The 25,455-nt window shown below is 39.9% G+C and carries 20 protein-coding genes; all 20 read right to left on the reverse strand.

All coding sequences use genetic code 11. The annotated features are described in order from the left end of the window. Window positions 1–4: 4 nt before the first annotated feature. Window positions 5–1,714: a capsule assembly Wzi family protein gene (locus F824_RS0118695; RefSeq protein ID WP_019599462.1), complete on the reverse strand. Its 1,710-nt coding sequence runs from the start codon at window positions 1,712–1,714 to the stop codon at window positions 5–7. Window positions 1,715–1,723: 9 nt separating this feature from the next. Beyond that, window positions 1,724–2,833, reverse strand: coding sequence for a DUF1972 domain-containing protein (locus F824_RS0118700; protein WP_019599463.1), 1,110 nt, complete (start codon window positions 2,831–2,833; stop codon window positions 1,724–1,726). Further along, window positions 2,826–4,436, reverse strand: a complete 1,611-nt coding sequence (locus F824_RS0118705) for a DUF4091 domain-containing protein (RefSeq protein ID WP_019599464.1) — start codon at window positions 4,434–4,436, stop codon at window positions 2,826–2,828. The genes F824_RS0118700 and F824_RS0118705 overlap by 8 nt, the downstream gene beginning before the upstream one ends. Then, entirely contained in the window at window positions 4,433–5,506 is a 1,074-nt protein-coding gene (locus F824_RS26225) for a glycosyltransferase family 4 protein (RefSeq protein ID WP_139189714.1), read from the reverse strand. Before F824_RS26225 ends, F824_RS0118705 begins: the two co-directional genes overlap by 4 nt. Beyond that, a complete protein-coding gene (locus tag F824_RS0118715) occupies window positions 5,472–6,632 on the reverse strand; it encodes a hypothetical protein (protein ID WP_019599466.1) in 1,161 nt (386 codons plus the stop codon). The genes F824_RS26225 and F824_RS0118715 overlap by 35 nt, the downstream gene beginning before the upstream one ends. Beyond that, window positions 6,632–7,909 (reverse strand): glycosyltransferase, encoded by a 1,278-nt coding sequence (locus F824_RS0118720; protein ID WP_019599467.1) that lies wholly within the window; start codon window positions 7,907–7,909, stop codon window positions 6,632–6,634. Before F824_RS0118720 ends, F824_RS0118715 begins: the two co-directional genes overlap by 1 nt. Then, complete coding sequence (locus F824_RS0118725; protein ID WP_019599468.1) at window positions 7,906–9,045, reverse strand: glycosyltransferase family protein; 1,140 nt, start codon at window positions 9,043–9,045, stop codon at window positions 7,906–7,908. Before F824_RS0118725 ends, F824_RS0118720 begins: the two co-directional genes overlap by 4 nt. 43 nt (window positions 9,046–9,088) lie before the next feature. After that, window positions 9,089–10,531, reverse strand: a complete 1,443-nt coding sequence (locus F824_RS0118730; RefSeq protein WP_019599469.1) for a lipopolysaccharide biosynthesis protein — start codon at window positions 10,529–10,531, stop codon at window positions 9,089–9,091. 27 nt (window positions 10,532–10,558) lie between these two features. After that, window positions 10,559–11,728, reverse strand: a complete 1,170-nt coding sequence (locus F824_RS0118735) for a TDP-N-acetylfucosamine:lipid II N-acetylfucosaminyltransferase (protein ID WP_019599470.1) — start codon at window positions 11,726–11,728, stop codon at window positions 10,559–10,561. Next, the gene (rffA, locus tag F824_RS0118740; protein WP_019599471.1) at window positions 11,729–12,880 is read right to left on the reverse strand and encodes a dTDP-4-amino-4,6-dideoxygalactose transaminase; all 1,152 of its coding nucleotides are present in this window, start codon (window positions 12,878–12,880) and stop codon (window positions 11,729–11,731) included. Between the two features lie 43 nt (window positions 12,881–12,923). Continuing rightward, on the reverse strand, window positions 12,924–13,895 hold the full coding sequence (locus F824_RS0118745; protein ID WP_019599472.1) for a Gfo/Idh/MocA family protein: 972 nt from the start codon (window positions 13,893–13,895) through the stop codon (window positions 12,924–12,926). Window position 13,896: 1 nt separating this feature from the next. Continuing rightward, the gene (locus F824_RS0118750) at window positions 13,897–14,472 is read right to left on the reverse strand and encodes an acyltransferase (protein WP_019599473.1); all 576 of its coding nucleotides are present in this window, start codon (window positions 14,470–14,472) and stop codon (window positions 13,897–13,899) included. Further along, on the reverse strand, window positions 14,462–15,598 hold the full coding sequence (locus tag F824_RS0118755; protein WP_019599474.1) for a DegT/DnrJ/EryC1/StrS family aminotransferase: 1,137 nt from the start codon (window positions 15,596–15,598) through the stop codon (window positions 14,462–14,464). Before F824_RS0118755 ends, F824_RS0118750 begins: the two co-directional genes overlap by 11 nt. Next, window positions 15,595–16,707: a GNVR domain-containing protein gene (locus tag F824_RS0118760; RefSeq protein WP_019599475.1), complete on the reverse strand. Its 1,113-nt coding sequence runs from the start codon at window positions 16,705–16,707 to the stop codon at window positions 15,595–15,597. The genes F824_RS0118755 and F824_RS0118760 overlap by 4 nt, the downstream gene beginning before the upstream one ends. A gap of 133 nt (window positions 16,708–16,840) precedes the next feature. Continuing rightward, window positions 16,841–18,160 carry a UDP-glucose dehydrogenase family protein gene (locus tag F824_RS0118765; RefSeq protein WP_019599476.1) on the reverse strand — a complete coding sequence of 440 codons (1,320 nt, stop codon included), beginning with the start codon at window positions 18,158–18,160 and terminating at the stop codon, window positions 16,841–16,843. Between the two features lie 74 nt (window positions 18,161–18,234). Then, window positions 18,235–20,853 carry an SLBB domain-containing protein gene (locus F824_RS0118770; protein ID WP_019599477.1) on the reverse strand — a complete coding sequence of 873 codons (2,619 nt, stop codon included), beginning with the start codon at window positions 20,851–20,853 and terminating at the stop codon, window positions 18,235–18,237. Window positions 20,854–21,043: 190 nt separating this feature from the next. Next, entirely contained in the window at window positions 21,044–21,517 is a 474-nt protein-coding gene (locus F824_RS0118775; protein ID WP_236613171.1) for an ArsR family transcriptional regulator, read from the reverse strand. 209 nt (window positions 21,518–21,726) lie between these two features. Next, window positions 21,727–22,104, reverse strand: a complete 378-nt coding sequence (locus F824_RS0118780) for a hypothetical protein (protein WP_019599479.1) — start codon at window positions 22,102–22,104, stop codon at window positions 21,727–21,729. A 3-nt stretch (window positions 22,105–22,107) separates the two neighbouring features. Beyond that, entirely contained in the window at window positions 22,108–24,531 is a 2,424-nt protein-coding gene (locus F824_RS0118785) for a penicillin acylase family protein (RefSeq protein ID WP_019599480.1), read from the reverse strand. 133 nt (window positions 24,532–24,664) lie between these two features. Beyond that, window positions 24,665–25,252 carry a DUF2911 domain-containing protein gene (locus tag F824_RS0118790; protein WP_019599481.1) on the reverse strand — a complete coding sequence of 196 codons (588 nt, stop codon included), beginning with the start codon at window positions 25,250–25,252 and terminating at the stop codon, window positions 24,665–24,667. Window positions 25,253–25,455: the final 203 nt, after the last annotated feature.

Consider the following 25,455-nt stretch of genomic DNA (forward strand, 5'->3'; position numbering starts at 1 on the left):
TGAATTATTTACTCAGGAAATAAATGAGATGGGTTTGTGCAAATATAGATAATTTGTTTTGACCAACGGGAAATTCTTTATTCCCGACAGCATCCAATTTCCATTGATAATTATGGGCATTGATGATTTTGACTTTTGAACTCAGCATAAAATTATTCCATTGGTGGTCAAATAAAAACCCTAAACTGAGATCAATCCATGGTTTTCTTTGACCCTGCTGCGCAAAAGAACGGTAGAAAAAATCCTGTTGATTTTCCAATCTTTCCAAGACAATCCCTTTTTTATTGAGCTTTTCCACCAAAGAAATTTCAACAGTCTGGATATTGGAGCCAGTTCCTATACCCACTCCCAGTGACTCTCCGTAATGCGTAAAACCCCTCACTTGATAATGGGTGTGCCAACTTGTATTCCCGAAACCCAAATCCGCATATCTGACATATCTGTTTACGGATTCATGCTGCTGGGTAATTTCAGCTCTTATTTGGATGATTTTTTCAGGCTGCCCTTTGAAGGGAATCAATTTCGTGAAACCCAAAAGATAAGCTCTGGCATGATCCGGGTTCAGGACAAACTCCCTCCAATTGAAATTGTGATCCCTTTTCCCAAACTCAAAGTAAATTTCAAATTTCCCCTTCGGATTCAAGTACCTTCCAAAAACCGAAATCTGCTGGTCTTGGGCTTCTCCATCATAGTCGACGGAATTGTCATTGACAAAAAGTTTTTCTTTTTGGAGTACCTCAAAGACCGGGAAATAATCCCCAAAGGAATTCCCCTTGTTTTTACTGAACTGTTGGAACGTTCGGTTAAATCCAAAATAGAATTTTGGTAGGAATTTTGGCTGGATAGACACCGACAATCCATTCAAGTAACGCCAATCACCCGTAAATGGAAGGAAGAATCTTTGATTCAAGCTTTGGTTTTGGGATGCACCAACACCTGAACTCTCCAATCTACCCACGATCATTTCCGCTTCAAGATTCCCGATGAAAACATCAACAGGTCGGTTGGTTTTCAAAGAAACGTGTTTGAAACCCCTTGCATTGTTACTGAAGATCAATCCATTGAACTGCCCAGGACCCCACCAAATATTCTCATTGGAAACTCCCAAATCCACAGGCCCCAATACAAGACTCAGATTAGATTGCCCCCAAGTCAAAAATGAGTTGTATTCTTCCGTAAACCTTTCCGGATTGTCCCCGAAATTCCAAAATCTAAACCTTGCAAACAAAACATTGTCAGAAAAATCGGCTCCAAACCCCTCATAGGCTTTATTTTGGGCAGTTATCCACTCGGGTTTAAATTGAAATCTTAAAAAATGAAAGCGCCCTTCAATTCCTCCAGAAACCATATTTTGAAACCCAACTCCCGCTCCCAAAGCACCATTCCCCCAACCGTAAGGTCTGTTGGCATTGTAAACGGTGGTATTCTGAAGTGGAAGTACATTAAAATATTTTTTTTGGGGTTTTACCTTTTCAGATAGTGTGTTGTTCTTCAATTCAAAATATTGCCAATAAGGTACTGAATCCTTTTTTGCCAAATGATTCAGTTGGATCGGCCGGTGCAAAAATGAAACATCGGTATCGTATTCACCAAAAACCTGCTTCCTTCTCAAGGCCTCCTCCAGTACAGGATTGCCGGCTGGGATCGTCTGGGCCAACCCTAGGGGGACCAGAAAAACGGTGAAACAAATTAAAATTGAAAATTTAAGTCGCATCAATTCTGATTAACTTTCGGTTTCGGCCAATTCCAATTGTTTGAAAACCTTGATGTACTTTTTGGTAATGGCTCTCCATGAATAATTCTTCTTGGCCAACCTTAACATGTCTTTCATTATCGTGTCTCGATCCAAAGATTCCAGTGACATCAATAGTTGTTTCAATTCCTCAGAATTGTCAAAATAAACCGCCTTGCCAAAGGTTGTTTCAATATTGTAGTTGACTCCAAAGGCAAGTATCGGCAATCCGAGGTACATCGCCTCCACCAAAGAAGGATTGGTCCCCCCGGCACTGTGGCCATGAAGATAAAAATAGCAATTGGACCTCAATACGTTTAATTCCTCAAAATCATAAATGGGGTTGTATAAAATCAAACCCTTGATTCGGGCATACCGCTTGTACAAATCCATTCCGTAATCACTTGCATTCCAATTGCCAACGATGACATAAGGATATTCAATATCCTGATCTGCAAAAGCCTGGAGCTGCATTTCGATGTTGTTTTCAGGCTCAATCCGACAGACGGTAAATATATAGTGCTGCCTTAGAAAAGGAAATTTCTTGAGATAAAGGTCAACCTCTACAGCCGAGACATGATCTGCACCATAGGCGATCAAGGTTGATTCCGTGTCGTACTCCTCCATGACGTAGTTTTGGATATGTTTGTTGTCCGTGATGACTATATCGGAGTATTTCACGGCCAGCCTTTCGGAAAATTTCAGGAATTTCTTTGCATAACTCCCCCACTTATCTCTTTTCCACTCCAGACCGTCGATATTGGTGACGATTTTCGCACTGGAAAAAGGTTTGATCATGGGGAGAATGATGGTCCCTGAAACACCCAAAATCAGGATGTAATCGTATTTTCTGAAAGATTTCAGAATGGAAAAAATGTCGTAAAATATGCTTTGAAACCCATTCGCACGAAGTTTAATGTAGATTAAGTCGGCATTTTTATATTTTTCCAGTTTTTCGGGGAATGCCTTGGACTCGCAAAAAACAGTCACATCATATGAATTTGGCAGCAAATTCAACAGATTTTCAACCAAAGTCTCAAAGCCCCCATAATTTGCAGGAACCCCAACTGTCCCGACGATTGCTACGCTTTTATTAATCATTCAGATACGTTTTCATACTTCTAATCATTTCCAACCTACTCTTTTCAATATTCAACAAAAAATACCTGTTGTGAGCCTTTAACATATCTGCGGTTTTCGGAAGATTTTCCTTGCTTTTGATCTTCAAAACCTCTTCCAACGCATCATGTATGATCAAATATCTTAAAGAAACCTGTCCGTTTGGATAGACAAAATGAGCATCACCAGAAGGTAAATCCGGATAAATGGCATTGTCAACTATATCACTGGACCATAGATTGAATGCCCATCTCAAGAAGCCATCATAACCTTTGGCCTTAGCCAACATCAATATAAAATAAATATCACCATAATTAGACATCATCAACATATTCGGTTGTTTTTCATAGCATGACGTATAAAAAGTGGTAGAATGTCCTGCTGCCCTTCGACCATCCAACACTTTTTTTTCTAAAACGATGTTTGAAGACAGTGAATAATCATCGATGTAGGGAGACAAAGCTTCATAATATTTTCCTGAATATCCCATTTTGAATTTTGGCTCAATAGATTTTACGAATTTTGAAATCTCTATAGATTGTTCGGGAGTCCTCTCATCAATGAAAAACACAACTTTTTCCAGCCAGTCTTTTTTCTCAAGATATTTGCTGAAATCCTCCAAAAACGCTTTCCAGAATTTTTGATATTCCGAAGACATGGGCAAATTCCGTGAAGAAACCACCTTGTCTTGGGTCTCGTCAAAATAGAACAAAAAGTTATTCCATGGAAAAAGATTGTGAACTGAAATCTGTTGGTCAACGCCCTTTGAAAACCCAAGCTTCACATATTTTTCGAAATTGGAATAATCATAGGAATAGTGCCCATCCTTGTTCCTGCGCACTTGGATCATCATCTCTTCCAGGGGTTTGATGGAAGTATTGAAAATATCCCAAAAAACGGTGGTGGTAACTGCTTTTTGGTTGATATGGTTGAGCTGGTCAAACATCACTCCCAGATGCTTCATGTGTGCATCAGACCATGGATCTACTTTATAATAATTGGCCACAGACAATGGATATTGCCAAAAATCCATCTTAAAATCCAGTTCGGCAAATGATGGCAAAGTTCTATCGATGATTTCAAGTTGAGAGGAACTTGTAAAACTGCTCTCTCCCTGTTTTATTTCCACCGAGATCGGATATTTCCCAGTCTTTGCGTTTTTGGAAATATTGAGGTTGAGTAATAAATAATGGACTGTGCTGTCCGGTTGGATACAGCGATCAAAAATCTCAACTGCCCGATCTGGAAAATAGCCTATTTCAAATTTCCCGGATTTCTTTGCTTCTCCACATACTCCTGATGAAAAATCGCCTTTTACATAGGCCAATTGATATGCATTGTACGAAACTCTTTTGTTCCCTATTTTAACCTTAAAATTTATTTTCTCGGATTTGGTAGATTTTATTTTCAGAATCAGCGGTACTGTTTCATTTTTCCAACCTTTGAAGGTTGGAGTTCCTTCCAATTCATCACCAAACAATTCGAAGGTTGTAAAATTAGCTTTAAGTGATTCTTGGGCTATGGAAAGATTCGGAAGTAAATATAGAATGGTCAAAACAGCACAGAGGCTGGGAAATTTCATCATGCTGTCAAAAGTTTTAAAATATTTATTTCAAATTTATTCCTGGAGAATTTCTCCTTCATTGTTAGGCTATTGAGATGCAATTCATTCCAGTATCCTGGTTCAGTGGCGATAGTCTCAATCGTCTTCACTATTTTGTCAATTTCAGTAGAGTCACGATGAAACCCATTGAAGCCCTCCTGCACCAATTCCGTGATCCCCCCTGAAATAGGAACGATGGCAGGCAATCCATAATACATCCCTTCCAATATGGTAAGGCCAAAAGTTTCTACAACTTGACTTTTCACAGCCAAATTGAGAATCAAATCAGCATTCCTGTAAAATGGATGCACATCTGCCTGAACTGGGAAGATTTGTACATTTTTTGGGATCTCCCTTTCTGAGATAAATTTCTTCAAATCATCCGGCGAATCACTTACAACCAAGGTGAAAGTATATTGCGGCAAACGATTTCCCAGTTCTATAAACTCAAAAATGCCCTTATACGGCCTTAATGAGGCCAACATCAACACATTAAAAGTTTTATTTTTTTGGTGCTTGGCCTTGGCTTTGCCCTCAAAATCCTCAGTTATGGAATTATAAATGACTTTTACGTTTTTGTTTTTAAGATTGGGATTTGATGTAAGAAAATGGGAAACAACCACCGTTTCTTTCGAAAACCTATTTACGATTCCAAACAGAAATCGGTTTAACAGTTTTGGGCTGATTTCAAATTCATGAACATGCGTAATCACCCTTTTCCCCATCCATCGGCCCATCAAAATCCCTCCGAAAGGCAATATGGTATTCACATAAAACAAGCTGTCTGTTTTCTTGTATTTCATGAACAATTGAAATCCAAGAACAATCTGACTGGCGAAAAAGGAGAAAAAAGTAAGTGCTTTTTGGTTATACCTTTTGTAATGGTTGTTGTGGTAGGTGATTCCTGGTATTCCACTCAAAAACCCCTCAGAGTTGCTTGTGTACAGGTCTACCTTATACTTTTGGGAAAGTGCCACTTGGATGACATTTCTCAGGACCATTGGACTACCCGTATAATTATTCAGTAAATGAAAGAAAACTATCCTTTTCAACAGTTGATTTTTTATTTCTTAAAATTATCAAAACGGCGGCCAACATGAGATAAAATGTTGTGGAGAAAAATTCGTGGGTGAATTGCTGGGCAATAATGAAAATATAAAAAACGATAAAGGCATAAAAAAACTGTTTTTTCAGCCAAAATCCCAATGAAAGTAAAATTATGGAAATCAAATATACCAGATAACCCAAAAACCCATACGTGTAAAGCAATACCGCAGTACCATTTTCGATGTATCCGGTTTTATAATAAGTAGTTCTCGCAATTTCTTCCGCTACCATATTGTTTCCGTGCCCAATAATATATCCAACCCATCCGGTATCCTCAAAAAATGACAATCGAAATGCCGCCAACAAATCCGACCTGGAAGTAAGTGTACTGACATTAAACAATACACTATTGATAAAATCAAAGAAGTATAAGTAAAAGGCCGCTATCATAAACAATATCGAAAAGAAAACTTTTTTATGCTTAAAAAAGATGATCAGATAGAAAATAAGCAAAGTATTTCTATTGAATGTGATGAGCAAAGCAAGTAAAGCCATTGCATAAAAAACATGATCGATTTTCTTGTTCTTATTCTTATCCTTTCGCCAATAATAAATCAAAAACCAGGTGATTCCCAAGGTTCCGTAGGTTTGTACGGTGGTGGTAAAACCTTTTGCTGCGTGCAGAAATGGAACACCTTTATCATACATGGGATGGACATAGGAATTTATCCCCAGACCATAGCTGGAAATGACAAATATCAAACCTATCATCAAGTGCGCAAACAAGGCATAATACAATACGTCCAGCAATCCAGGTTCCTCACTGCAGAGAAATGCAAAGAAAACCCCCAGCACTGGAAAAAAAACAATCGCAGAGGAGTCTGGAATATTGAGTAAAAATGACAGGAAAATGAAGGCGCAGATGGAAACCACTGCCAAAATAGTTGAATTGGATATTTGGGTTTTCAAAAAGATATTCTTCAATATCAAAATAACCAAAAACAAAAACATAAATACCTTATCCAATGGAATGCCAACCAGTCGGTTGGCACTCATGATAAAGAAACCTATGATCAAAACCATCCCAAAAAAATCACTGGGAATCCTTTGTGCCTTGCTTCTTTGGACCACTAAATAAGGTTTTTAAGTTTCATCAACTGGTGAAATCTGGAATATTTAAGGATTTTATCTTGTCCGGCGTCAACTTCCATGCGGAATCCTTCTTTTTTATACCCCGATCGGATTTTCATTATCTGCTCAAAACAGGAAACAGCATTGTCCGCAAAGTATCCAAGGCCTACATCTTTCAATATTTGTTCCATCACATCATGATCGGAGGGACATAAAAGCACTGGTTTTTTCAAGCCAATATACTCGTACAATTTGCTGGATGGAATTCCTTTCATGTCACCATAAGAAATTGCCAATACTGCATGTGCTTTTTTAATGAATGTAAGGGCTTCCATTCGAGGCAATCTATCGGTAATTTGCACATAGGGTTTCAATGAATCTTCCACCAGAGAATCAATCCTTTTTTTCTCCTTGATGTCAAAACCTGAACCCAAAAAAACCAACCGAAAGGGATTACCATTCTCTAAGGCAATTTTCAAAGCCCCCAAAACCAATTTGATGTTTTGTGACGGGTAAAGTGTCCCACTATAAACAACCGTGAAATCTTCAAATAAATTTTCCGGGGGAAGATCAAGGATTTCTTCCTCAAAGCCATTGGCGACCGTTACTCCTGGGACGTTAATGAATTCAGAGATTCTTTTCGTATAATTCTCTGAAACCGAAATGATGAATTTTGCGCTTCCGACCCATCTTTTTTCGTAATGGGCCTCCAGTTTGGAGATGAGGGTGCGGATGAATCTGCCACTTTTGGCTTTTTGCAGTTCATTGGTACTCCAATCATCCCGGTAGTCGGCTATCCAAGTCAATTTTAGTTTTTTGGAAATCAAATATCCTATTTTAAAGAGATAAAAAGGTTCACCTGAGATGATCACTTTTTCAAAATCCTCGGTCTTTTTCAATTCCGTCAAAAACGGAAAGAAATTGGCATAAGAAGTGAATTTTAGCGTTCCTGCGATCAACAGAACATCCAGGATCTTGGCCAGGATAAACAAAGGTCTCCATTTGGTCTCCCCAAATTTACTGTAAGCTTTGTCCAGCAACCCGGGTTTGAAAGGCAAATAATAAACTTCATGCGTTTCAAACTTCTCATGTTTGATCTCCTTCCCAAAGGGCTTTTTAGTGTCAAAATGGGATTTGATATTCGCCTCCCAATCCCTTGTCACCACAATTGGGTAAATCCCTATTTTATTCAGGTTTTTTGCCCAATAGCTGATCCTTTGTGCTGGTGTAAGGGTACATGGGGAGAAATAAAAGGTGACAAGAACAATTTTAATCACTTTCGAAAAGCTTTAAAATTTTCAATTATTCCCTCGTAAACACGTTTATTCCCTTCGTTGGAGTATTCTTGTGCACATTTGTGGGCGTTCCATTTGAACTCGATCAAATCATCGATTTGAAGGCTATTGATTTTTTTCGCGAGTGAAGCTTCCCCAAAATCCTCCGATACAACGCCGAGCTGCTGCTCTTCCAAAATGTATTTCATTTCTTTGGATGGCCCTATTGCTATTCCCAATCTTGCTTGCATAAATTCAAAGAATTTATTTGGCAATGCGTGTTCATAGTTGAAATTTACTGGGTCAAGAAGGAAAACTCCCATATCAAATTTGTTGATAAACCTGGGTATTTCCTGTGTCGGCACAGGATCCAAAAAAGTAACGTTGTCAAATTTCGAAGCGATTTTTTTCAGTTCTGCCAAATACCCTTTATCCGTAGGCATCAGCATCAAATAAAGATGAAATCTTTTGTCCAGATATTTCATCAGATTGATCATAGATTCTATCTTCCTACTGGGATTGGCATTGCCATGATGAATCAGTTTGATGTGATTGGCGTCAATCTCATTTGGCCATAATTCCGGCTCGAAATCCGGAGCATTGTACACCAACAAATATTCGGTATTGAAATTTTTTTTATATTCCTCACCAATCCCCTTGCACACCGTCATGAAGACGTCTGCCTTATGGATAAACTTATTGCAGAGGTATAGATAAAAGGATTGATGCAATATTCTCCACATCAAAACATCTTCAAAATGTCTCGGATAATACTCATGTGCATCAAAAACCACTTTTATGTTCTTGTTTTTTGATTTGAGACGAATCGCTATTGGCCAAGTCTCAATGTCATTTGCCACAACAAGATCTACTTTATTATTTAACGATTCGACATTGCTGTTTTTGAGGAAATTTGAAAGGCGAAATCTATTTATCCGAAACAAAAAGAGGATTGCCTTCAGGAATTTCTGAGCCAAGCCTTTCTTGACCTTCAACAGCGGTATAAACTGATGGTTGCCCGTATAAGACAAGGAAGACAGATAAACCTCAAATTGCTTGCTTTCGAAAAAAGCAATTTGCCTTAAAACACGTGGATCCCTGTCCATATAGGAATAGGAAAGTATCAATACTTTTTTCAATTTTTAGCTTTTAAAATTTGAATTTTCAAAATCAATCCAATCTCTATTTTGAAAAAAACCGATGTTTAACAAAAACATAGACTTGGACCACTTCCTTCTTCAAGATCAATTTCAACAAAACAACCAAGGGAATGGTCATGATCAATATCCCCAATTTAATAAGGAAATTAAACCGATAATCAGAATCCATTGTCAGCCCAAAACCGGCAATCAATCCGAACACGCCAATCGCCAATACCAATTGTTTCCATTTGTGGGGGACAAAATAGAGTTTTTGACTGATAATCATGTGGACTCCAAAAACAAAGCCATAGCCTATAAAGGTTGCGATGGCGGCACCTGATATTCCATATCGGGGAATCAAGACCAAATTCAAGAGAAAATTGACCAAGGCTCCTCCCATATTGATATAGATCAGGAAGTGTGTTTTTTTTGTGATCGTAATCCCTGGTGCAAAGACATACATATTTGAGAAAAACACAGCAGGAATAAGGTAAATCACTACTTGGGAGGCAGGGATATAAGCTGGAGTGGTGATGATGGTCAGGATCTCTTTTGAGAAAATACTTAGGCCAAGAAAAATCATCAAAGCCGCCGCGGAGAAATAGCGAAAAATGACAGCAAGATCTTTAGGCGTGTTTTTTTTGTTGTAATTATTATAAATCAAGGGTGTCAAAGCTCCTTTAAAACCAATCATCAATAAGCCTACGATACTTGCCAATCGATACCCAATTCCATAGATACCTACTTCTTCCAGTGAGAGATAATGATTGATCATCAAACGGTCAATATAAAGGCTCATGAAGACTGCAATGCTGGAAGGGATCAACGGAGCGGAGAATGTGATCATCTTTTTCAAATAAGATGAGTCAAATTTTAATTGATAGGTGCTTCTAAGGTTCCATAAACCATAAACACATCCCACAAAACTGCCAGAAATCAATCCATAGAGAATTCCATGAATGCCCCATTTCAAAAAATACGCAAGATAAACAGAAACGCCTGCAGTGGTGAGCGTAACGATGATGCTTATCAGTGCGTATGTTTTGCTTCTAAATTCCCACCGGAATTGATTTTGGATCAAACAAAACAATCCATACAGGAAAATATGCAGCGTATACAATTGAAAGATCCCACTCCAACTTTTGTCATCCAAAAGCCATCCCGTCAAGGTGGTTGAAAAAATCAGGCTAAAGACCATAAATAAGAAATAGCAAACCAGGGAAAACCAAAAAGATGTGGAAGCATAAACAATCTTTTTATCAGGATCTTGCTCCTCGGTATAGTACCTCGCCACCCCTTGTGAGATCTCCAATGCGACTGTAAGTGTAATTAAATTCCCAAACACCACAAGGATATCAAATGCGCCATAGTCTGTAGGCGACAATACCTGGGTATAAAGCGGGAAAAGAAAAAATGATAGTCCTCGGCTGACTAATGAGGGCAAGGTATAGATCGCACTATCCTTGAAAAAAGCCTTTAACATGGAAATATTTTGTGTTTTGGCATCTGTTTACTTTTGGGGATCCAAGGGTTCGGGACTTTCCAAAAGATTTAGGTAATAAGTATCCAACATCTCCTCACTAAATTTATCAGTGATGATTTTTCTGTTGATTTCAATTTGCTCCCTGGTCAAAGGCATTCTAAAACTACTTTGATCTATGTCTTCAATTTTAAACAAGACAATTCCCCAATCCTTCAGACTAGAGTAGACGGTATTCGAAGGGTTCAAAAAAACCTTTACCCCTAGAAATATCAATCCCAGAATATTGCCAAATCCTTTCTGGACATTATGGTTGAAAATCGCAAACCGGACATCCCTAAGCATTTTGTAGTAATCATCCCTTTCTACGAAATCCGTCAGTGGCGCAAACCTGTCGCCAAAAACCTCTTTCCCAAGGGTTAAGATTTTGAGGCTATAATCAGCATCCCCGTAGGCCAGGGGACAAAATATTTCATTTTCCAATTCAAGTTTCCCCAAAAGGGAAAAAATTTCTGTGTGGTTGTTTTCGGGGGTACCCGATTGACCCACCATTATTTTGGTCCCCAACAGTGGTATTTTGCAGAAATTATCTTTGTCGAACGCTTCTTCTATCGATAGAAAGGCAAATGGGATTTGGATAAATTCTTTTTTCAGGTATTCCCTTGCATTGGTAACATCCTGATCAAATGGACTTGCAATGAAATTGATATATTTGAAAGACTCCTTGTGGTAGATGCTGTTTGGCCGATGTAGGAAATAGTTGATGATATCCTTGGCTTTGACGGTCAATTTTGAGACAACCGATTCGCGGCTGATCAGGTTCTTGGTGTCCTTTTGATACAGCTTATGTTGGAATTTTGAAAGATTGTACAAATCTCCGCTCCAAAGCACCCAAATGACTTGAATATAAGCTAAAAGATCCTTGTTTTTGTGTAAAAAATGGGCAGTGTTTGCATTATGATAATGGATGATAATTCTTTTGTATTGTTTCAATTCCCCCAAAGCATCGAAAAACTGCTCTGAGCCATATTTTGAAATCGTACAGTTTTGACTCGTGATAAATCTTGTTTTTTTCGGTTCATAGACCAAAATGAAATATTTGCTTATTCCTGGACTCACCTTTTCCGATCGATCGATGATCAAATTGGAATAAGGTGAATCGGGCAAAAATATCAAATTCTCGATTTCGGGTTGATCCATTTAGATTGAGCTCTTGATGACTTTGATGATTCTTTCTATCTGACTGTCCTCAAGTTCGAAGAACATAGGTAATCTCACCAAGCAATCCGAAAAACTGTCTGATTCGATCAATTCCCTACCATCATGTTTGTCTTTATAAAATTCACTTTTATGCAAACTCAAATAGTGGAATACTGCAAGGATATTGTTCTTCTTCAATTTTTTGATGACCGAATCCCGCTGCTCAATGTTTTCAAAAACCAAATAAAACATGTGGGCATTGTTGGTGGAATAGCTCGGGATGACGGGAAGACCAATATTATTGTCATGGGCCCAAGTTTCCAAACCCTGAAAGTACAAATTCCAAATCTCGGTCCTCCGCTGTTGAATCTCCTTGAGATTTTCAAGTTGCGCCCAAAGAAAAGACGAAATCAGCTCAGATGGCAAAAAAGACGAACCAATGTCTACCCAACCGTATTTATCCACTTCACCCCTGAAAAACGAGGATCTATTGGTTCCTTTCTCCCAAATGATTTCTGCTCTTTCCTGAAATTGGGCATCGTTGATCGCCAACATCCCCCCTTCTCCGGAGATGATGTTTTTGGTTTCATGAAAGGAAAACGCGGCCAAGTGTCCAATGGAACCCAGCGCTCTTTTATTTCCTGTTCTATCAATATAATAATTATCGATGGCTTGCGCGGCATCTTCGATGACAAACAGATTATACTGATCTGCCAAATCCATAATCACATCCATGTCGCAAGCCACTCCGGCATAGTGCACGGGCACGATTGCTTTGGTTTTTGCTGTGATCAATTTCTCGATGGAGGCTTCGTCCATTCCGGGGTGATCTTTCCTGCTATCGGCAAATACGATTTTGGCCCCTCTTAAAATAAAAGCGTTTGCAGTGGACACAAAGGTATAAGATGGCATGATCACTTCATCCCCTGGCTGGATATCGATCAGGAGTGCGGCCATTTCCAATGCATCCGTGCAAGAAGTCGTCAACAAGCATTTGCCAAAACCATAGGAATTGACAAGAAAATTTTGACATTTTTTGGTGTATTTCCCGTTCCCAGAAAGTTTGCCTGACGATACGGAGTCGTAGAGATAATGGACTTCTTTCCCTGTCAAATAGGGCTTATTGAAAGGAATTTCTTTTTTATCCTTCATTTTAGGTTCTCTAGTTCAGGTGCATGCTCCGATAAAAAAACCCTCAATGGTTTTTTTCAAAAGGATGTTTACTCAAAGGTGCTTTTGCCAAAGGGTGATAATCTCCTTGAAGACCAATCGTCTCCATATGCCGGATATCGTGGACGATTTCAATGGACTTTCTGGCTTCTTCCAATCCAAAGCCATTACCTTCCAAAATATGCTTGTAGCTATTGGTGTGTAGATCCGTGAAACCGTCACTGAACTCAATTTCCTGGCCCTCCATCGTCAGAGACCTAAAGGTCCGCCCTCCTTTGTCTTTTACAGATTGCGGTAAGGTGTCTGGATTAATGCTCAGAAACCATCTTACCCGCGCTTTTTCCAACTCAAAGTAACCCGATGCTCTGTCGTGGGTATGTACATGCACCACACTTTTCTTCACGTCTCCAAAGATCCAGGTCAACATATCATAGAAATGCACGCCAATATTGGTGGCGATTCCTCCTGACTTGGATACATCTCCCTTCCAACTGGAATAATACCAATGCCCACGCGAAGTGATATAAGCCAAATCCACATCATGGATTTTACCGCTTGTATCCGAATCAATTTGCTTTTTGAGGGCAATGATGGAGGGATGCAGTCGCAATTGCAGGATATTGTAAACCTTTTTTCCATGCTCCCTTTCCACTTCTTTCAATGCATCAATGTTCCAAGGGTTCAACACCAATGGTTTTTCACAAATCACATCTGCACCTATTCTCAGACCAAATCTGATATGGGAATCATGGAGGTAGTTTGGTGAACAGATACTCACATAATCCACCTTATTGGATTCTCTTTTAAGCTTTTCCACATGCCTGTCAAATCTCTCAAACTCCGTAAAAAAATCTGCCTCTGGAAAATAACTGTCGATCACCCCCACACTATCAAACCTATCAAAGGCTGTCAATAGATTGTTTTGGGTGTCTCTTATTGCTTTCATATGTCTCGGCGCGATATAACCCGCAGCCCCTATCAATGCAAAATTTTTCATGCTATACTTTTCTAACGATATTATTCTCTAAAACATAATTTTCACCGCTTTCGGCACAAGTGGCCTGGCCCTGCGGATTGAAATCCAGTCTGTGCCCGAACTCGCTCATCCAGCCGATCTGTTTGGCTGGATTCCCTACAAGAAGTGCATAAGCCGGGACGGTTTTTGTTACCACTGATCCTGCACCGATGAATGCAAATGGCCCAATGTCATGACCACAGACAATCGTGGCATTGGCACCTATCGTGGCACCCTTCCCAACGTGGGTTTTGGAATATTGATCCCTGCGATTGATGGCGCTTCTTGGGTTGGTCACATTGGTAAAAACCATCGATGGACCCAAAAACACATCATTGTCGCAGGTAACACCTGTATAAATGGAGACATTGTTTTGGACTTTTACATTGTCTCCTAAAATTACTTCTGGAGAAATGACCACATTTTGTCCCAAGTTACAGCCTTTTCCTATTTTACAATTTGGCATCACATGGGTGAAATGCCAAATTTTGGTACCCTCCCCTATTTCACAGCCTTCATCTATTACGGCTGTAGGATGTGCGAAAAACTTATTTTCCATCCTTAAAGAATTTTAAAACCGATTGGATAATGTATGCTTGATCTTCCTCCTTCATTTCTGTGTGGATGGGCAACGAAATCACTTCTTCACAAAGCCTTTCTGAAATCGGAAAATCCCCTTCGGCGTAAGCAAATTGCTGATACGCCTTTTGAAGGTGTACAGGTATAGGATAATAAACCATACTCGGTATACCCAATGCTTGTAAATATTGTTTCAGATTATCTCTAAGGCTATCTTTTACTTTCAAAGTGTATTGATGGAAAACATGTGTGGAGTTCAATACCCGCTTTGGGGTCTGAATTTGAGGAACATTCCCAAAAGCTTCGTCATAACTTGCCGCAACTTTTTGTCTTGCTTCTGAATACGTATCCAAATATTTGAGTTTTACGCTCAAAATAGAGGCTTGTAACGTATCCAATCTGGAATTTACCCCAATCGTTTCATGTATGTATTTTTGCTTTTGACCATGATTGGCAATGGTCTGAATTTTCTCTGCCAAGGTCGCGTCGTTGGTAAAAATTGCTCCTCCATCTCCAAAGCATCCCAGATTCTTTGATGGGAAAAAAGAGGTTGTTCCAATGTCCCCCATCGTACCTGCTTGTGCACTCTTTCCATTTGAAAAAGAATATTTGGATCCAATCGCTTGGGCAGTATCTTCGATAACCTTTAGACCATGCTTTTTGGCAATAGAAAGAATGCTTTCCATTTCGGAGCACTGTCCATATAGGTGTACCGGTACAATCCCGACGGTATTTGGCGAGATTATTTCTTCCAATTGATTGATATCCAATTGGAAAGTATCGGGATCAACATCAATGAAGATAGGTTTCAATCCCAATAAAGCGATCACCTCAACAGTTGCCACATAGGTAAATGCGGGCACGATAACTTCCTGACCCTGCTTGAAATCCAATGCCATCATGGCAATTTGAAGTGCATCTGTCCCATTTGCGCAAGGGATAACAAAACTTGCTCCAGTATACTCGCTTAATTCGGCAGCGAATTTTTTGACCTGTGGACCATTGATAAAGCCTGTTTGGTCAATCACTTCTTGTATGGCGCCGTCTATTTCAGTTTTTATCTTGGTATATTGGGACTGAAGGTCCACCATTTGAATCGAACTCATTGATTTTCGGATGATTTTAAACTTTTTGTAATGATCTTTAATACTGAAAATATTATTCCAATCATCAAGCCAATAAAAATAGAAGCGACAATAATCAAAGGTTTATTCGGCTTTCCATTTGACAAAGGTACCGAAGCCCGTTCCAAAACCGAAAAAATCGGGGTTTCCCTTTTCAATTTCATGTTGGACTGTTCGAGCTCTTGTTTCAGTGTATTGTATATATTAAATGCAATGTTGAATTCCGATTGCAACAATTCTTCCTTGCTTCTGGCCCGCTGCGAAACGATTCCCTGATTGGTATCCCTGAATGTCGCCAGCTTATCTTGGGCCTCCATAAACTTCTGCTCCGCTTCCTGGACCCGTTCCTCCACAAATGCTACATTGAAATTTTGCTTGGCGGTTCTGTATTTCACAACAAACTTTATCAATTTTTCGATAACCAAGGCATTCACTTGAGCCGAAATCAAGGCTTCCGGCATAAAAACCTTCAGCGTGATGATTTTTTTGTTCAAATCTATGTTGATTCTTTTCCTCAATTGCCCGATTACATAATTTTCCTGGGAGGAAACATTCACATAATTTCTGGATTCAAAATCAACCTCATCAATTTTGACCGGTTCTATAACTTCAATTTCTGGTTTTTTAAACAAGCCGATAAGTCTTGAGGGAATTCCAAAAACAAACCCAATACTCTTTTGAACAAGATTGGCTGGTCTTTCAACGGCATAATATTCTTCAAGGGTCATTTCCTCACCTTTGGTTTGGAAAAAGAATTTTTCTTTCATCAGATCCAAAAGAAAATCCCTACTTCCCACTATATCGGGAAACATTTCTGGAGTAATCGCGGATTGACTCTGTTGCATCTGAGGCAGATTAATCCCTGCTAATCCTGCCAATCCTCCTTGAATGCCAAAAAGGTTTCCGGAATCTTCAGATTCAGAAAGAATAATGGCAACAGATTGATATTCCTTTGGTGTGGAAAAAGCAATCAATAAACCAAAAAAAAGGCCTGTCAGCGTAAGGTATACCATCACCTTTTTCTCTTTAAGAACCATATTCAACAGTTCTAAATAATCCAGGTAGTCCTCCTTTTTTTTCTGATTTTTCATACTTTATCTCCTATATAATTTAGGGAAAGGTGTACAATGCGAACATTCATCGTACACCTTTCCCTAGAAAATTCAATAGCAATTGTTTTTCAATTTATAGCAACCATAATTGTTTCTTATTCATGAATACTGGTCAATTGACGCCAATTCCATAACTCTGAAATCCCAATTCCTTTAAGTATTCCCTGTCGTAGATGTTTCTTCCGTCAAAAACCACTTTATTGGTCAAAAGTTTACCTAAAACTTCCCAGCTTGGAATCCTGAATTCAGACCATTCGGTCACCAACAGCAAAGCATCGGCATCCACACAAGCATCGTAGGCATCCTTACAATAAGTCACCTTGTCCCCTACATAATGCGCCTTGGCTTCCTTCATGGCTACGGGGTCATAGGCTTTCACCTTTGCACCTGCCGCTATCAATTCTTCGATTATCACCACTGCGGGTGCTTCTCTCATGTCATCGGTATTGGGCTTGAAACTCAATCCCCACATTGCAAAAGTCATCCCCGACAAATCTTCCCCAAAATGCTTTTTGATCTTATTGACCAATACATGTTTTTGGGCTTCATTCACTTCTTCAACAGCCTGAAGTACTTTCAATTCGTATCCGTATTGTTTCCCAGTTTTCACGATGGCCTTTACATCTTTTGGGAAGCAAGAACCACCATACCCGACTCCCGGGTAGATGAATTTATTCCCAATTCTTTGATCCGTTCCAATCCCTTTTCTTACCATATTGACATTGGCGCCCACCAATTCACAAAGATTGGCTATGTCGTTCATAAAAGAAATTTTGGTAGCCAACATGGCATTGGATGCGTATTTGGTCATTTCTGCTGAAGGGATATCCATGTAGATCAAACGATCTCCGCTGAGCTGAAAAGGCTTATAGAGTCTTTTCATGATTTCTTCGGCTTTTTCATCGTCTACGCCAATCACTATTCTATCCGGTTTCAAAAAATCCTCAATGGCCGCTCCTTCTTTCAAAAATTCTGGATTGGAAGCCACTGCAAAGGGTAAATCCACCCCTCTTTTTTCGAGACTTGCTTTAATGGCAGCCCTTACTTTTTCACCTGTGGTCACCGGAACAGTGCTTTTGGTAGCCACTACGATGTAATCGGTCATGTGTCGGCCAATTTCCTCGGCCACTCCAAGTACAAATTTCAAATCTGCAGAACCATCCTCGCCTGGAGGTGTTCCTACGGCTATGAAAGCAACATCGGAACCTTGAATGGCTTCTGCCAAATTGGTGGAAAACTGCAATCTCCCACTTTTATAATTTCTGTTGACCAATCCTTCCAATCCCGGCTCGTAAATAGGCATGATCCCATTTCTCAAACCCTCAATTTTTTTTTGGTCGATATCAACACAAACTACTTCAATTCCGACATCCGAAAAACAAGCGCCTGATACCAACCCAACATATCCTGTTCCTACTACAGTTATTTTCATACCATTCGATATTTAAGACTTTTTTATTCTGTGAAACTATTTAAAAAAAACCATATTCCATTTTGTATTGACTGTTATTGCGTGAGATTCACTATCTGGGTGATGACCAATCCCAGCGTAGCCAATCCCGTACCTATAGAAACCCACTGCTGAGGACCTAGGGGCGTTCTTTCCGGCTTTTGAGGCACTATTATTTCTGCCCCCGGTTCAATCTGGGGATAAAATTTTACAAACATAAATCTTCTTGTCCTTTTTACATCACCATTGGCATATACCACGTAGGACTTGCTCCTTCTTGCCTCCTCGCTAAAACCTCCGGATTTTGAAATATAGGCTTTGAAACCCCTACCGGTCATGTACCTTGCTGTGGTCGGAAAAAGCACCTGCCCCCTCATTCTTACAGTCTGCAGTTCCTTGGGAATGCTGATGATATCCCCTTCTTGCAAAATCAAATCATTGGACGAGCCAGGATTGGCCAAAATAAATTCAAGGTTGATTCCTACCAGTTCCTGTTCTTTCAATTCAATCTTGATCCCTGAGGTTTCGTTTGTGGAAAGATCCTGCAACCTGTCCGCCCTAAAATCAGTAGAAATAATTTGTTGATCGATTTTCTTCTGCTCTTTCAATCTTTCCAATTCTTGCGCATCAAGCTTTTTTGAAATTCTTTCCAAAAGTATCTTCTCCGCCTCATTTATTTTGATATCCTCATTCTCCAGTCTCTCCCTGACAGCAGTGAGATTTTCTTCCTTTATTTCATTCTCCGTACTCCCCTTGTAATATTCGGTCCTTCTGATCAGGGTGGCACCTTTTGAATAGGCAAATTGATTGATTCCACCTGCCCTCTTGATAAGATCAGAAATTCGCTCATTGGCATTACTCAAGGCAAAATCTCCGGGAAAAAAGACCTCCCCCTCCACCTTAATTATTTTTTCCCTCTGAAATCCCGGGCTTCTCCTTATAAATACGTGATCAAAGGGCTGCAATAAATATTGACTGTCCTCAGGTTTAATTTTCAAGTTGGAATCAATTTGAAGGTTGATGATTTCTGCTACCTTTCCAGTAATGTCATTCCTGACTCTTCTTGCTATTTCAATGTAGGAATTGGAAGCAGACTCTTTAAAGCCCCCCGCTTTCATCACCAAATCCGCAACAGTCATGTTTTCGCCATAGGCAAATGCCCCTGTTTGGTTGACCTCTCCACTGATTTTAATATAGTAATCCTCTTTGAGATCATAGCGACTCGGTATGCTCAATACATCCTCTCTCCGCAATTGAATATCCTCAGCACTTCCTTCAATGATTCCCTGAATGTCAACGGACGTGGCCTCTAGGGTGAGGTCATCTTTGGTCCTATATAAAATCGCTCTATTCAAAAAAGCATCCCCCATCAAGCCTTCAGCTTTAGACACCAATTCCTTGACGCCCATACCTCCTTTGGGGATAGAGTATTCTCCGGGGCGATAGACCGCTCCTGAAATCTGGACCCTATTGTCAAATCGATTTAAAATCTCTCCCACAGTGAATTCGTCTCCATCTTTTGGATAAAACCCTCTGTATTTATCAGAGGAAATATCTTCCACCGACATTTGGTCTTTGGTGGTCCTTCTCACTGTAATGCGTTCTTTATAAGCCAAACTGGAAAACCCTCCGGAGAACCTCAGCAGATCTTCTATATTTTCACCCTGCTTGATTTCAAAAAGCCCTTCTCTTCTGACAGGCCCCTTTATTTCGACCCTGTGCTGGATGGGCTGGACGATCACCACATCATTGTCCTTCAGCATTACCTTGCTCGAATTTCCCTTTGTCAAAAAATCGTAAACATCCACCTCCGCTAAAAGTTTGTTGTTTCTGTACACTTGAATCTTTCGGAAAGAACCATTTTCATTGGGGCCGCCCGCGGCAAACAAGGCATTGAAAACCGAAGCAAAAGAAGGCAAAATATAGTTTCCAGGTTTGGACAATTCTCCCACCATTGAAACAGAAATAGACCTGATATTCCCCAGTCGGATGTCTACAAAGGTATTGGGATTGCTCCCTCCCATGCCCGAATAAATTCTGGTTAGGGACGTTTTTATTCTTGCGGTTGCTGCCTGAATCGTTGCGCCACCGACTTCAATTGGCCCCACGTTGGCGATCAAGATTTTCCCTTCGGGCCCAACCGTCGCATCATAGGACTCTTGAGATGCGCCATACACGTCGATCAACAATTGATCTCCCGCCCCAATAACATACGTCTGTGGAGTTGGGATATTGAGGCTTGGATTAAAAGTTAAATCCCTGTTATGAAACAATTTAAAGCCAAAAATTTTCTTTTGTGTGGGCGTCAAGTCATAATAGGGATCGGAATACCTCAAGGAGTCAAAGATTGACTGGTCCATATTGAAACCCTCCGCATTTCTGAGTTGAACACTTCCTGCTTGGGTTTCTTTCCCAGTTCTTTTCCCACTTCGCAATTCCTCAATTCTTCTCCTCAACTTGGTCACTTCTGAAATCGGCATGCCTCTTTCCGCTGCGGCTGCTGTGAGCTGCATTTCATTCATTCCAGAAGCTTCTGCCCTTTTGATCAATTGCTCTATTTGTGCATCTGAAAGGTTGTCCACTTTTAAATTCTGAATATCTGATAGGGACTGGCCCATAGACAATTGAAAAAATAAAATGAAAATCAAAGTGGTAAATAATTGTTTAAAGGTCATACTGGTTCTTATTCTAATGGATTCTTTCCATTATTTCACAAAATAAAAAAGAATTTCATCATTATTGTTTCGCGACGAGTTTTATTGTGTTTAAAATGTAATTACAGCTTCGCCCTTTCAGTCACAATATTGTGCCTATTAAAGTGGTCGAATTACAATAAAATCAATGTCAATTACAAAATTTAATACATTACTCTGGCTTTTTGAATAAAACCAGACCCTTTGGATCGGGATCTCCAGATTTGATACTGAACTCAACTTTTTTATGGATGATCGTCTCGATTTTAAGACTTAGGTTTTTTAAATATTCAATATTCAGGTTTTCCCCGAAAATATCGATCATAATCGTTCCCGAATCTTTCCCCATCGCATAATCTCCCGTAAGGACGACCAAGGACACATTTCCCAATCTTTCCAATACAGTCTCTACCAATTGGTCCAAGCCAATATATTTCCTGATGATATTCTGAATGTTGGAGTAATAAGGGTGAAGCGTGTTGACTTTGTATTCGATCTTGTTTTTTTCAGCCTGTTTAATCAAAAACCCTGCCTCAGTCAGATTATTCAATTCTTTCCGTATTGCATTGGTGGATTCACCAAATTCCTCCGCCAAGCCACGCAAATGACTATGATTGTTTTCGTTGATAAAAAATTTTATCAACAATCTCAATCTGGTTTTAGATGTGATCAATGAATCCAACATAAAATAGACGCTTCAAAATGAGCAACAAAAGTACTCGATACCTTATATAAAGCAAAATTTAATCAATGGTTTTTAATCTAAACTTATCTTAGAGGGCATATTGAATTAAAACAATAAAAATTTGTGCCTTTACATATTTTGCTGGATCACTGATGACCATGGTTTTGTGGTTAGTAACGTGGTCGTTTTTCCAATCTTTTGGAATGAATGGTTTTTTTGAACAGATTACCGGTAAGGGCACTGAATCCCCCCAACAAAAACCCGAGAATGGTGGTAACAAGCCACAACAGCTGGGGATTGGTCAGGCCCATGAGAGCAGCCATTTTATCGGGAAGTCCTGAATTGGTCTGGATGGAAATCATCAAAACCATCACCAGCCAAACTCCCCCAAACGCAATCCCACCTCCCAAAAAGGAGGTTCCTGAATTTCCTCCAACAAAAAACGAGAGCCCAGCAATCAAAATCATCAAGGCCCAAAAGGGTAGAAATTGTCCTAAAAAATAAACGATCAAAGCAGTAATCAGTAAAAGCAAGAAAAACTTGGCCATGTGTTATTTATTGAATGTAGTGGTAAACAATATATTTTCTTTGTGTTCAGGTTTTCGGAGATTGAAATCCACGTATTCTCCATTCGCCCATTTTTTCAAGAAATTGTCATAATACTTGCTTCCTGGATTTCCGGATTGTCCGCCAGGGTAGATCCCGAAAGCGGTTATTTCCTCCCCCATTTCGACGACAAATCGCCAGCTTGCACCATGTCGTTCCGAAGTAGCGTTTACAATGCCCCTCCCTCCACCTGTGTACACATTTTCGGCGCTGAAGGATTTGAAGTCCGGAACCAAATGTTGGATGGAGGTTCCTTTGAAACTGGCCCAATTGTATTCACCGTTTTCCTTTTCCCAAGCCTCGATTTCAGCGACCATTGCTTCAAAACTCTTTGTCGCCACGTCAGTGGCAACTTCCACATCTGGGGTTTCTGGATCATCAAAAAGCAGGTCAAGTGGTTCATTTTTCAATAATTTGGTGGTTTCGTAATTATTGGGCAAGACAATAGAAATCCCTTCCCTCTCCCATTTTGACCAGATTCCTTTGTGCAAATGTTCCCACCAAACCTGGAAAAGCGCTGGCTCGGTTTGGTTTGGATGTGTGTAGAAATTCCAGTTTTTCAATTGATCCAAATATTTATTTGCTTTAGGATTTTCTACATCTTGATTTTTTATTTCCAAAAGGTTTAGCATCACCGGCAATGCCTCGGAGGCATGGAGATAATAGTTGTCAAATTGAAGCGCTTTCATATCCTCCAACGTGATGTCGGACAGCTCCGTCAATCTTGAATTTATCCTTCTGTTTCTGTATTGTTCAAATCCGTTGTCAAAAACATAGTAGGGATAGGAAGGGTCCACAGAGTTTTGGTTCGCCGAGGAAACAAAACCCCTGATAGGATTGAGGGTGGAAGGATTTTGTTCGTTCGGGATAAAACCCTGCCATTCAAACCTGGGGTCGTTCCCATCCATCAGGAACTTGCCCTGTCCTTTCCATTTCAAGGGAAATTTGCCCTGGACCTTCATGGCGATATCTCCTGACTTTGAAGCGAAGACAAAATTTTGGGCAGGAGCGGTATAATGGCTCAGTGCTTTTTCGTAATCTGAGTGATCAATGGCTTTGTTCAGAAGCAAAAAGGTTTTTTGCTCATTGGATTCCATGTGAAGGGTCCATTTGAGGGCGAAATTCACGTCCAATCTCCCAGACCTGAAGGATTTATCATAAACCACAGGGCCATGGTGGGTGTATATCACCGAATCCATAAAGGGATTTTGCCCTTTTATTTTGATTTCTTCAATTCTTAGAGTACTGGCAATCCATTCATCCTTATAGAGATATTCCGTTCTTTTCTCATTTTTGAATTGGATGGCATACCAATCCCTTACATCTCTGGTGGCATTGGTTACTCCCCAAGCGATATTTTCATTGAAACCCGAAATCACACCCAAAGCCCCTGGTAATGTTGCCCCTTTTGTGCTTTGAGAGGGAGTGGTCAGTTGCATCGCAAACCATAGTGATGGAAGATTAAGTCCCAAATGCGGATCATTGGCTAATATCGGATGACCGATTTTTGTCTTTTTGCCGGAGACAGCCCAGTTATTGGAACCAATTCCCGGCTCGGGATTGGGCATTGTTTTCAAAAAAATACTGGCATCTGGATAAACCATGTCCTCAGGGACTTTTACTTCCAAAGGCACAAAATCCCATTTTCTATCCTGTTCGATCACAGGGTCATTGCTGTCAGGATATTCCGGAAAAAGCCTATTGATCAAATCTTCACCGATTAGCTCCCTCAGATTCGTGTATTGCAAATCTTGGTCACCTACCAACATATCCGTCATGTACTTCAAAAGCAAAATTGACTTATAAGCAGTCCATGGTTCTGGTCGGTAATTTAAGATTTTGTATTCCAATGGCATTCTTGCATCCGTCATTTGGGCAATATATTGATTCACCCCGTCAGCATATGCCTCTAAAAGCCTGAATGTGGCAATGTCTTTCTCTTGGATAAATTTCATCCCCAGATCGGCCCCATATGTCAAGCCCTTTCTCCTTGTCATTCTGTCCAATTCCAAAGCTCTCTCTCCCACGATTTCAGACAGCCGTCCAGCTGCGGCCATGGTCTGGAATTCCATTTGCCAAAGTCGGTGCTGTGCGGTGACATAACCTTGGGTCCTAAAAAGGTCTTCCTCATTTTGAGCGAAAATATGGGGAATCAAATTTTCATCATAAATCACTTCAACCGATTCCTTGAGGTTTACCAGCCTTATTTCAGAATCTGAAATTTCATCCTCACTGTATGCATTTTGCCAAAAACCGTGATGGGGATCCAATAATTTCCCCAACGGTGGAATGGATCCAAATTGAAAAGAAATGGCTACTGCCAAGCAGACCGTGATCAATAAGACCAAAATGAAGACCAAATACCTCATAATAAACGTTTGGAGATTTTCAAAGACAAATTGAAATTGCTGTCAATAACTAAAAAAATCTCGACAACTCAAATCTTTATAAAAAAATGCCCTTTCCTTGGTTGGGAAAGGGCTTGGCAATGATATCATGCTGCTATTGAATGGCAATTGGTAATTTTAATTTTTCCCATCTCACCACTATTCCCGGGGTTTCGATGGCGATGGTCAATTGCTCTTGGCTACTTTCTTCCCAGATAGGTTGAGATTCCACCCTTAACACATCATTCTCCAGCTTGTACTGAAAATGTCCATGTTCCAGATCCCACTCGGAATTGAAAATAACGGTCCATTTACCTGTAGCCTTTGGGATGGTGAAAAGCGAATATTTTCCAGCAGGAAGCTCTTTCCCTTCCACTAGTACATCTTTTGAGAATTCTACAAATGTGGCCTCATTTGCCCCTGTTCTCCAAACCTCATTGTAAGGTGCGATATCTCCCCAGACAACTCTTCCTTTTACGGAAGGCGCTCCATATTGAATTTTCAAATCCTTATCTCCAATTTTGCCTGCTATTTCCCTAAGTGGACTTGCTCTTTGCTCTTGGGAGGCTTTTTTTTCTGTATCCATTCCTTCCATTTCGGTACCGGCGGATTCAGTCTCGGTGCTTTTTTCACCACCACAGCCGAAGAAAACAAGCGACCCTGTCAACAAAAATGACAACATCAATGCATTTGGTTTTTTCATATGTTCAACTATTTATTTGCCCGAATATAAAAAAAAAATTGAAATCAATTCTTATATTCAATCCAAATCCTTGATTACACAAACACTCTCCCTAAAACTTCCTTCCACTTCCAAGAACCTTTAAATGGATATTTAAAGGAATGTTATAAAAAAAGCTTTCTATTCCCAAAAGGATGTTGTTAATTTTCCATCAAATTCAAAGT

The organism is Rhodonellum psychrophilum GCM71 = DSM 17998, from assembly GCF_000381545.1.
Lineage (GTDB): Bacteria > Bacteroidota > Bacteroidia > Cytophagales > Cyclobacteriaceae > Rhodonellum > Rhodonellum psychrophilum.

What these genes read in the sequence shown, in the direction of transcription:
- F824_RS0118770 (WP_019599477.1), bottom strand. Translation starts at nt 20,853, where the DNA reads ATGACCTTTAAACAATTATTTACCACTTTGATTTTCATTTTATTTTTT.
- F824_RS0118730 (WP_019599469.1), bottom strand. Translation starts at nt 10,531, where the DNA reads ATGTTAAAGGCTTTTTTCAAGGATAGTGCGATCTATACCTTGCCCTCA.
- F824_RS0118705 (WP_019599464.1), bottom strand. Translation starts at nt 4,436, where the DNA reads ATGATGAAATTTCCCAGCCTCTGTGCTGTTTTGACCATTCTATATTTA.
- F824_RS0118760 (WP_019599475.1), bottom strand. Translation starts at nt 16,707, where the DNA reads ATGAAAAATCAGAAAAAAAAGGAGGACTACCTGGATTATTTAGAACTG.
- F824_RS0118700 (WP_019599463.1), bottom strand. Translation starts at nt 2,833, where the DNA reads ATGATTAATAAAAGCGTAGCAATCGTCGGGACAGTTGGGGTTCCTGCA.
- F824_RS0118745 (WP_019599472.1), bottom strand. Translation starts at nt 13,895, where the DNA reads ATGAAAAATTTTGCATTGATAGGGGCTGCGGGTTATATCGCGCCGAGA.
- F824_RS0118780 (WP_019599479.1), bottom strand. Translation starts at nt 22,104, where the DNA reads ATGGCCAAGTTTTTCTTGCTTTTACTGATTACTGCTTTGATCGTTTAT.
- F824_RS0118750 (WP_019599473.1), bottom strand. Translation starts at nt 14,472, where the DNA reads ATGGAAAATAAGTTTTTCGCACATCCTACAGCCGTAATAGATGAAGGC.
- F824_RS0118765 (WP_019599476.1), bottom strand. Translation starts at nt 18,160, where the DNA reads ATGAAAATAACTGTAGTAGGAACAGGATATGTTGGGTTGGTATCAGGC.
- F824_RS0118695 (WP_019599462.1), bottom strand. Translation starts at nt 1,714, where the DNA reads ATGCGACTTAAATTTTCAATTTTAATTTGTTTCACCGTTTTTCTGGTC.
- F824_RS0118785 (WP_019599480.1), bottom strand. Translation starts at nt 24,531, where the DNA reads ATGAGGTATTTGGTCTTCATTTTGGTCTTATTGATCACGGTCTGCTTG.
- F824_RS0118755 (WP_019599474.1), bottom strand. Translation starts at nt 15,598, where the DNA reads ATGAGTTCGATTCAAATGGTGGACCTTCAGTCCCAATATACCAAGATA.
- F824_RS0118790 (WP_019599481.1), bottom strand. Translation starts at nt 25,252, where the DNA reads ATGAAAAAACCAAATGCATTGATGTTGTCATTTTTGTTGACAGGGTCG.
- rffA (WP_019599471.1), bottom strand. Translation starts at nt 12,880, where the DNA reads ATGAAGGATAAAAAAGAAATTCCTTTCAATAAGCCCTATTTGACAGGG.
- F824_RS0118735 (WP_019599470.1), bottom strand. Translation starts at nt 11,728, where the DNA reads ATGGATCAACCCGAAATCGAGAATTTGATATTTTTGCCCGATTCACCT.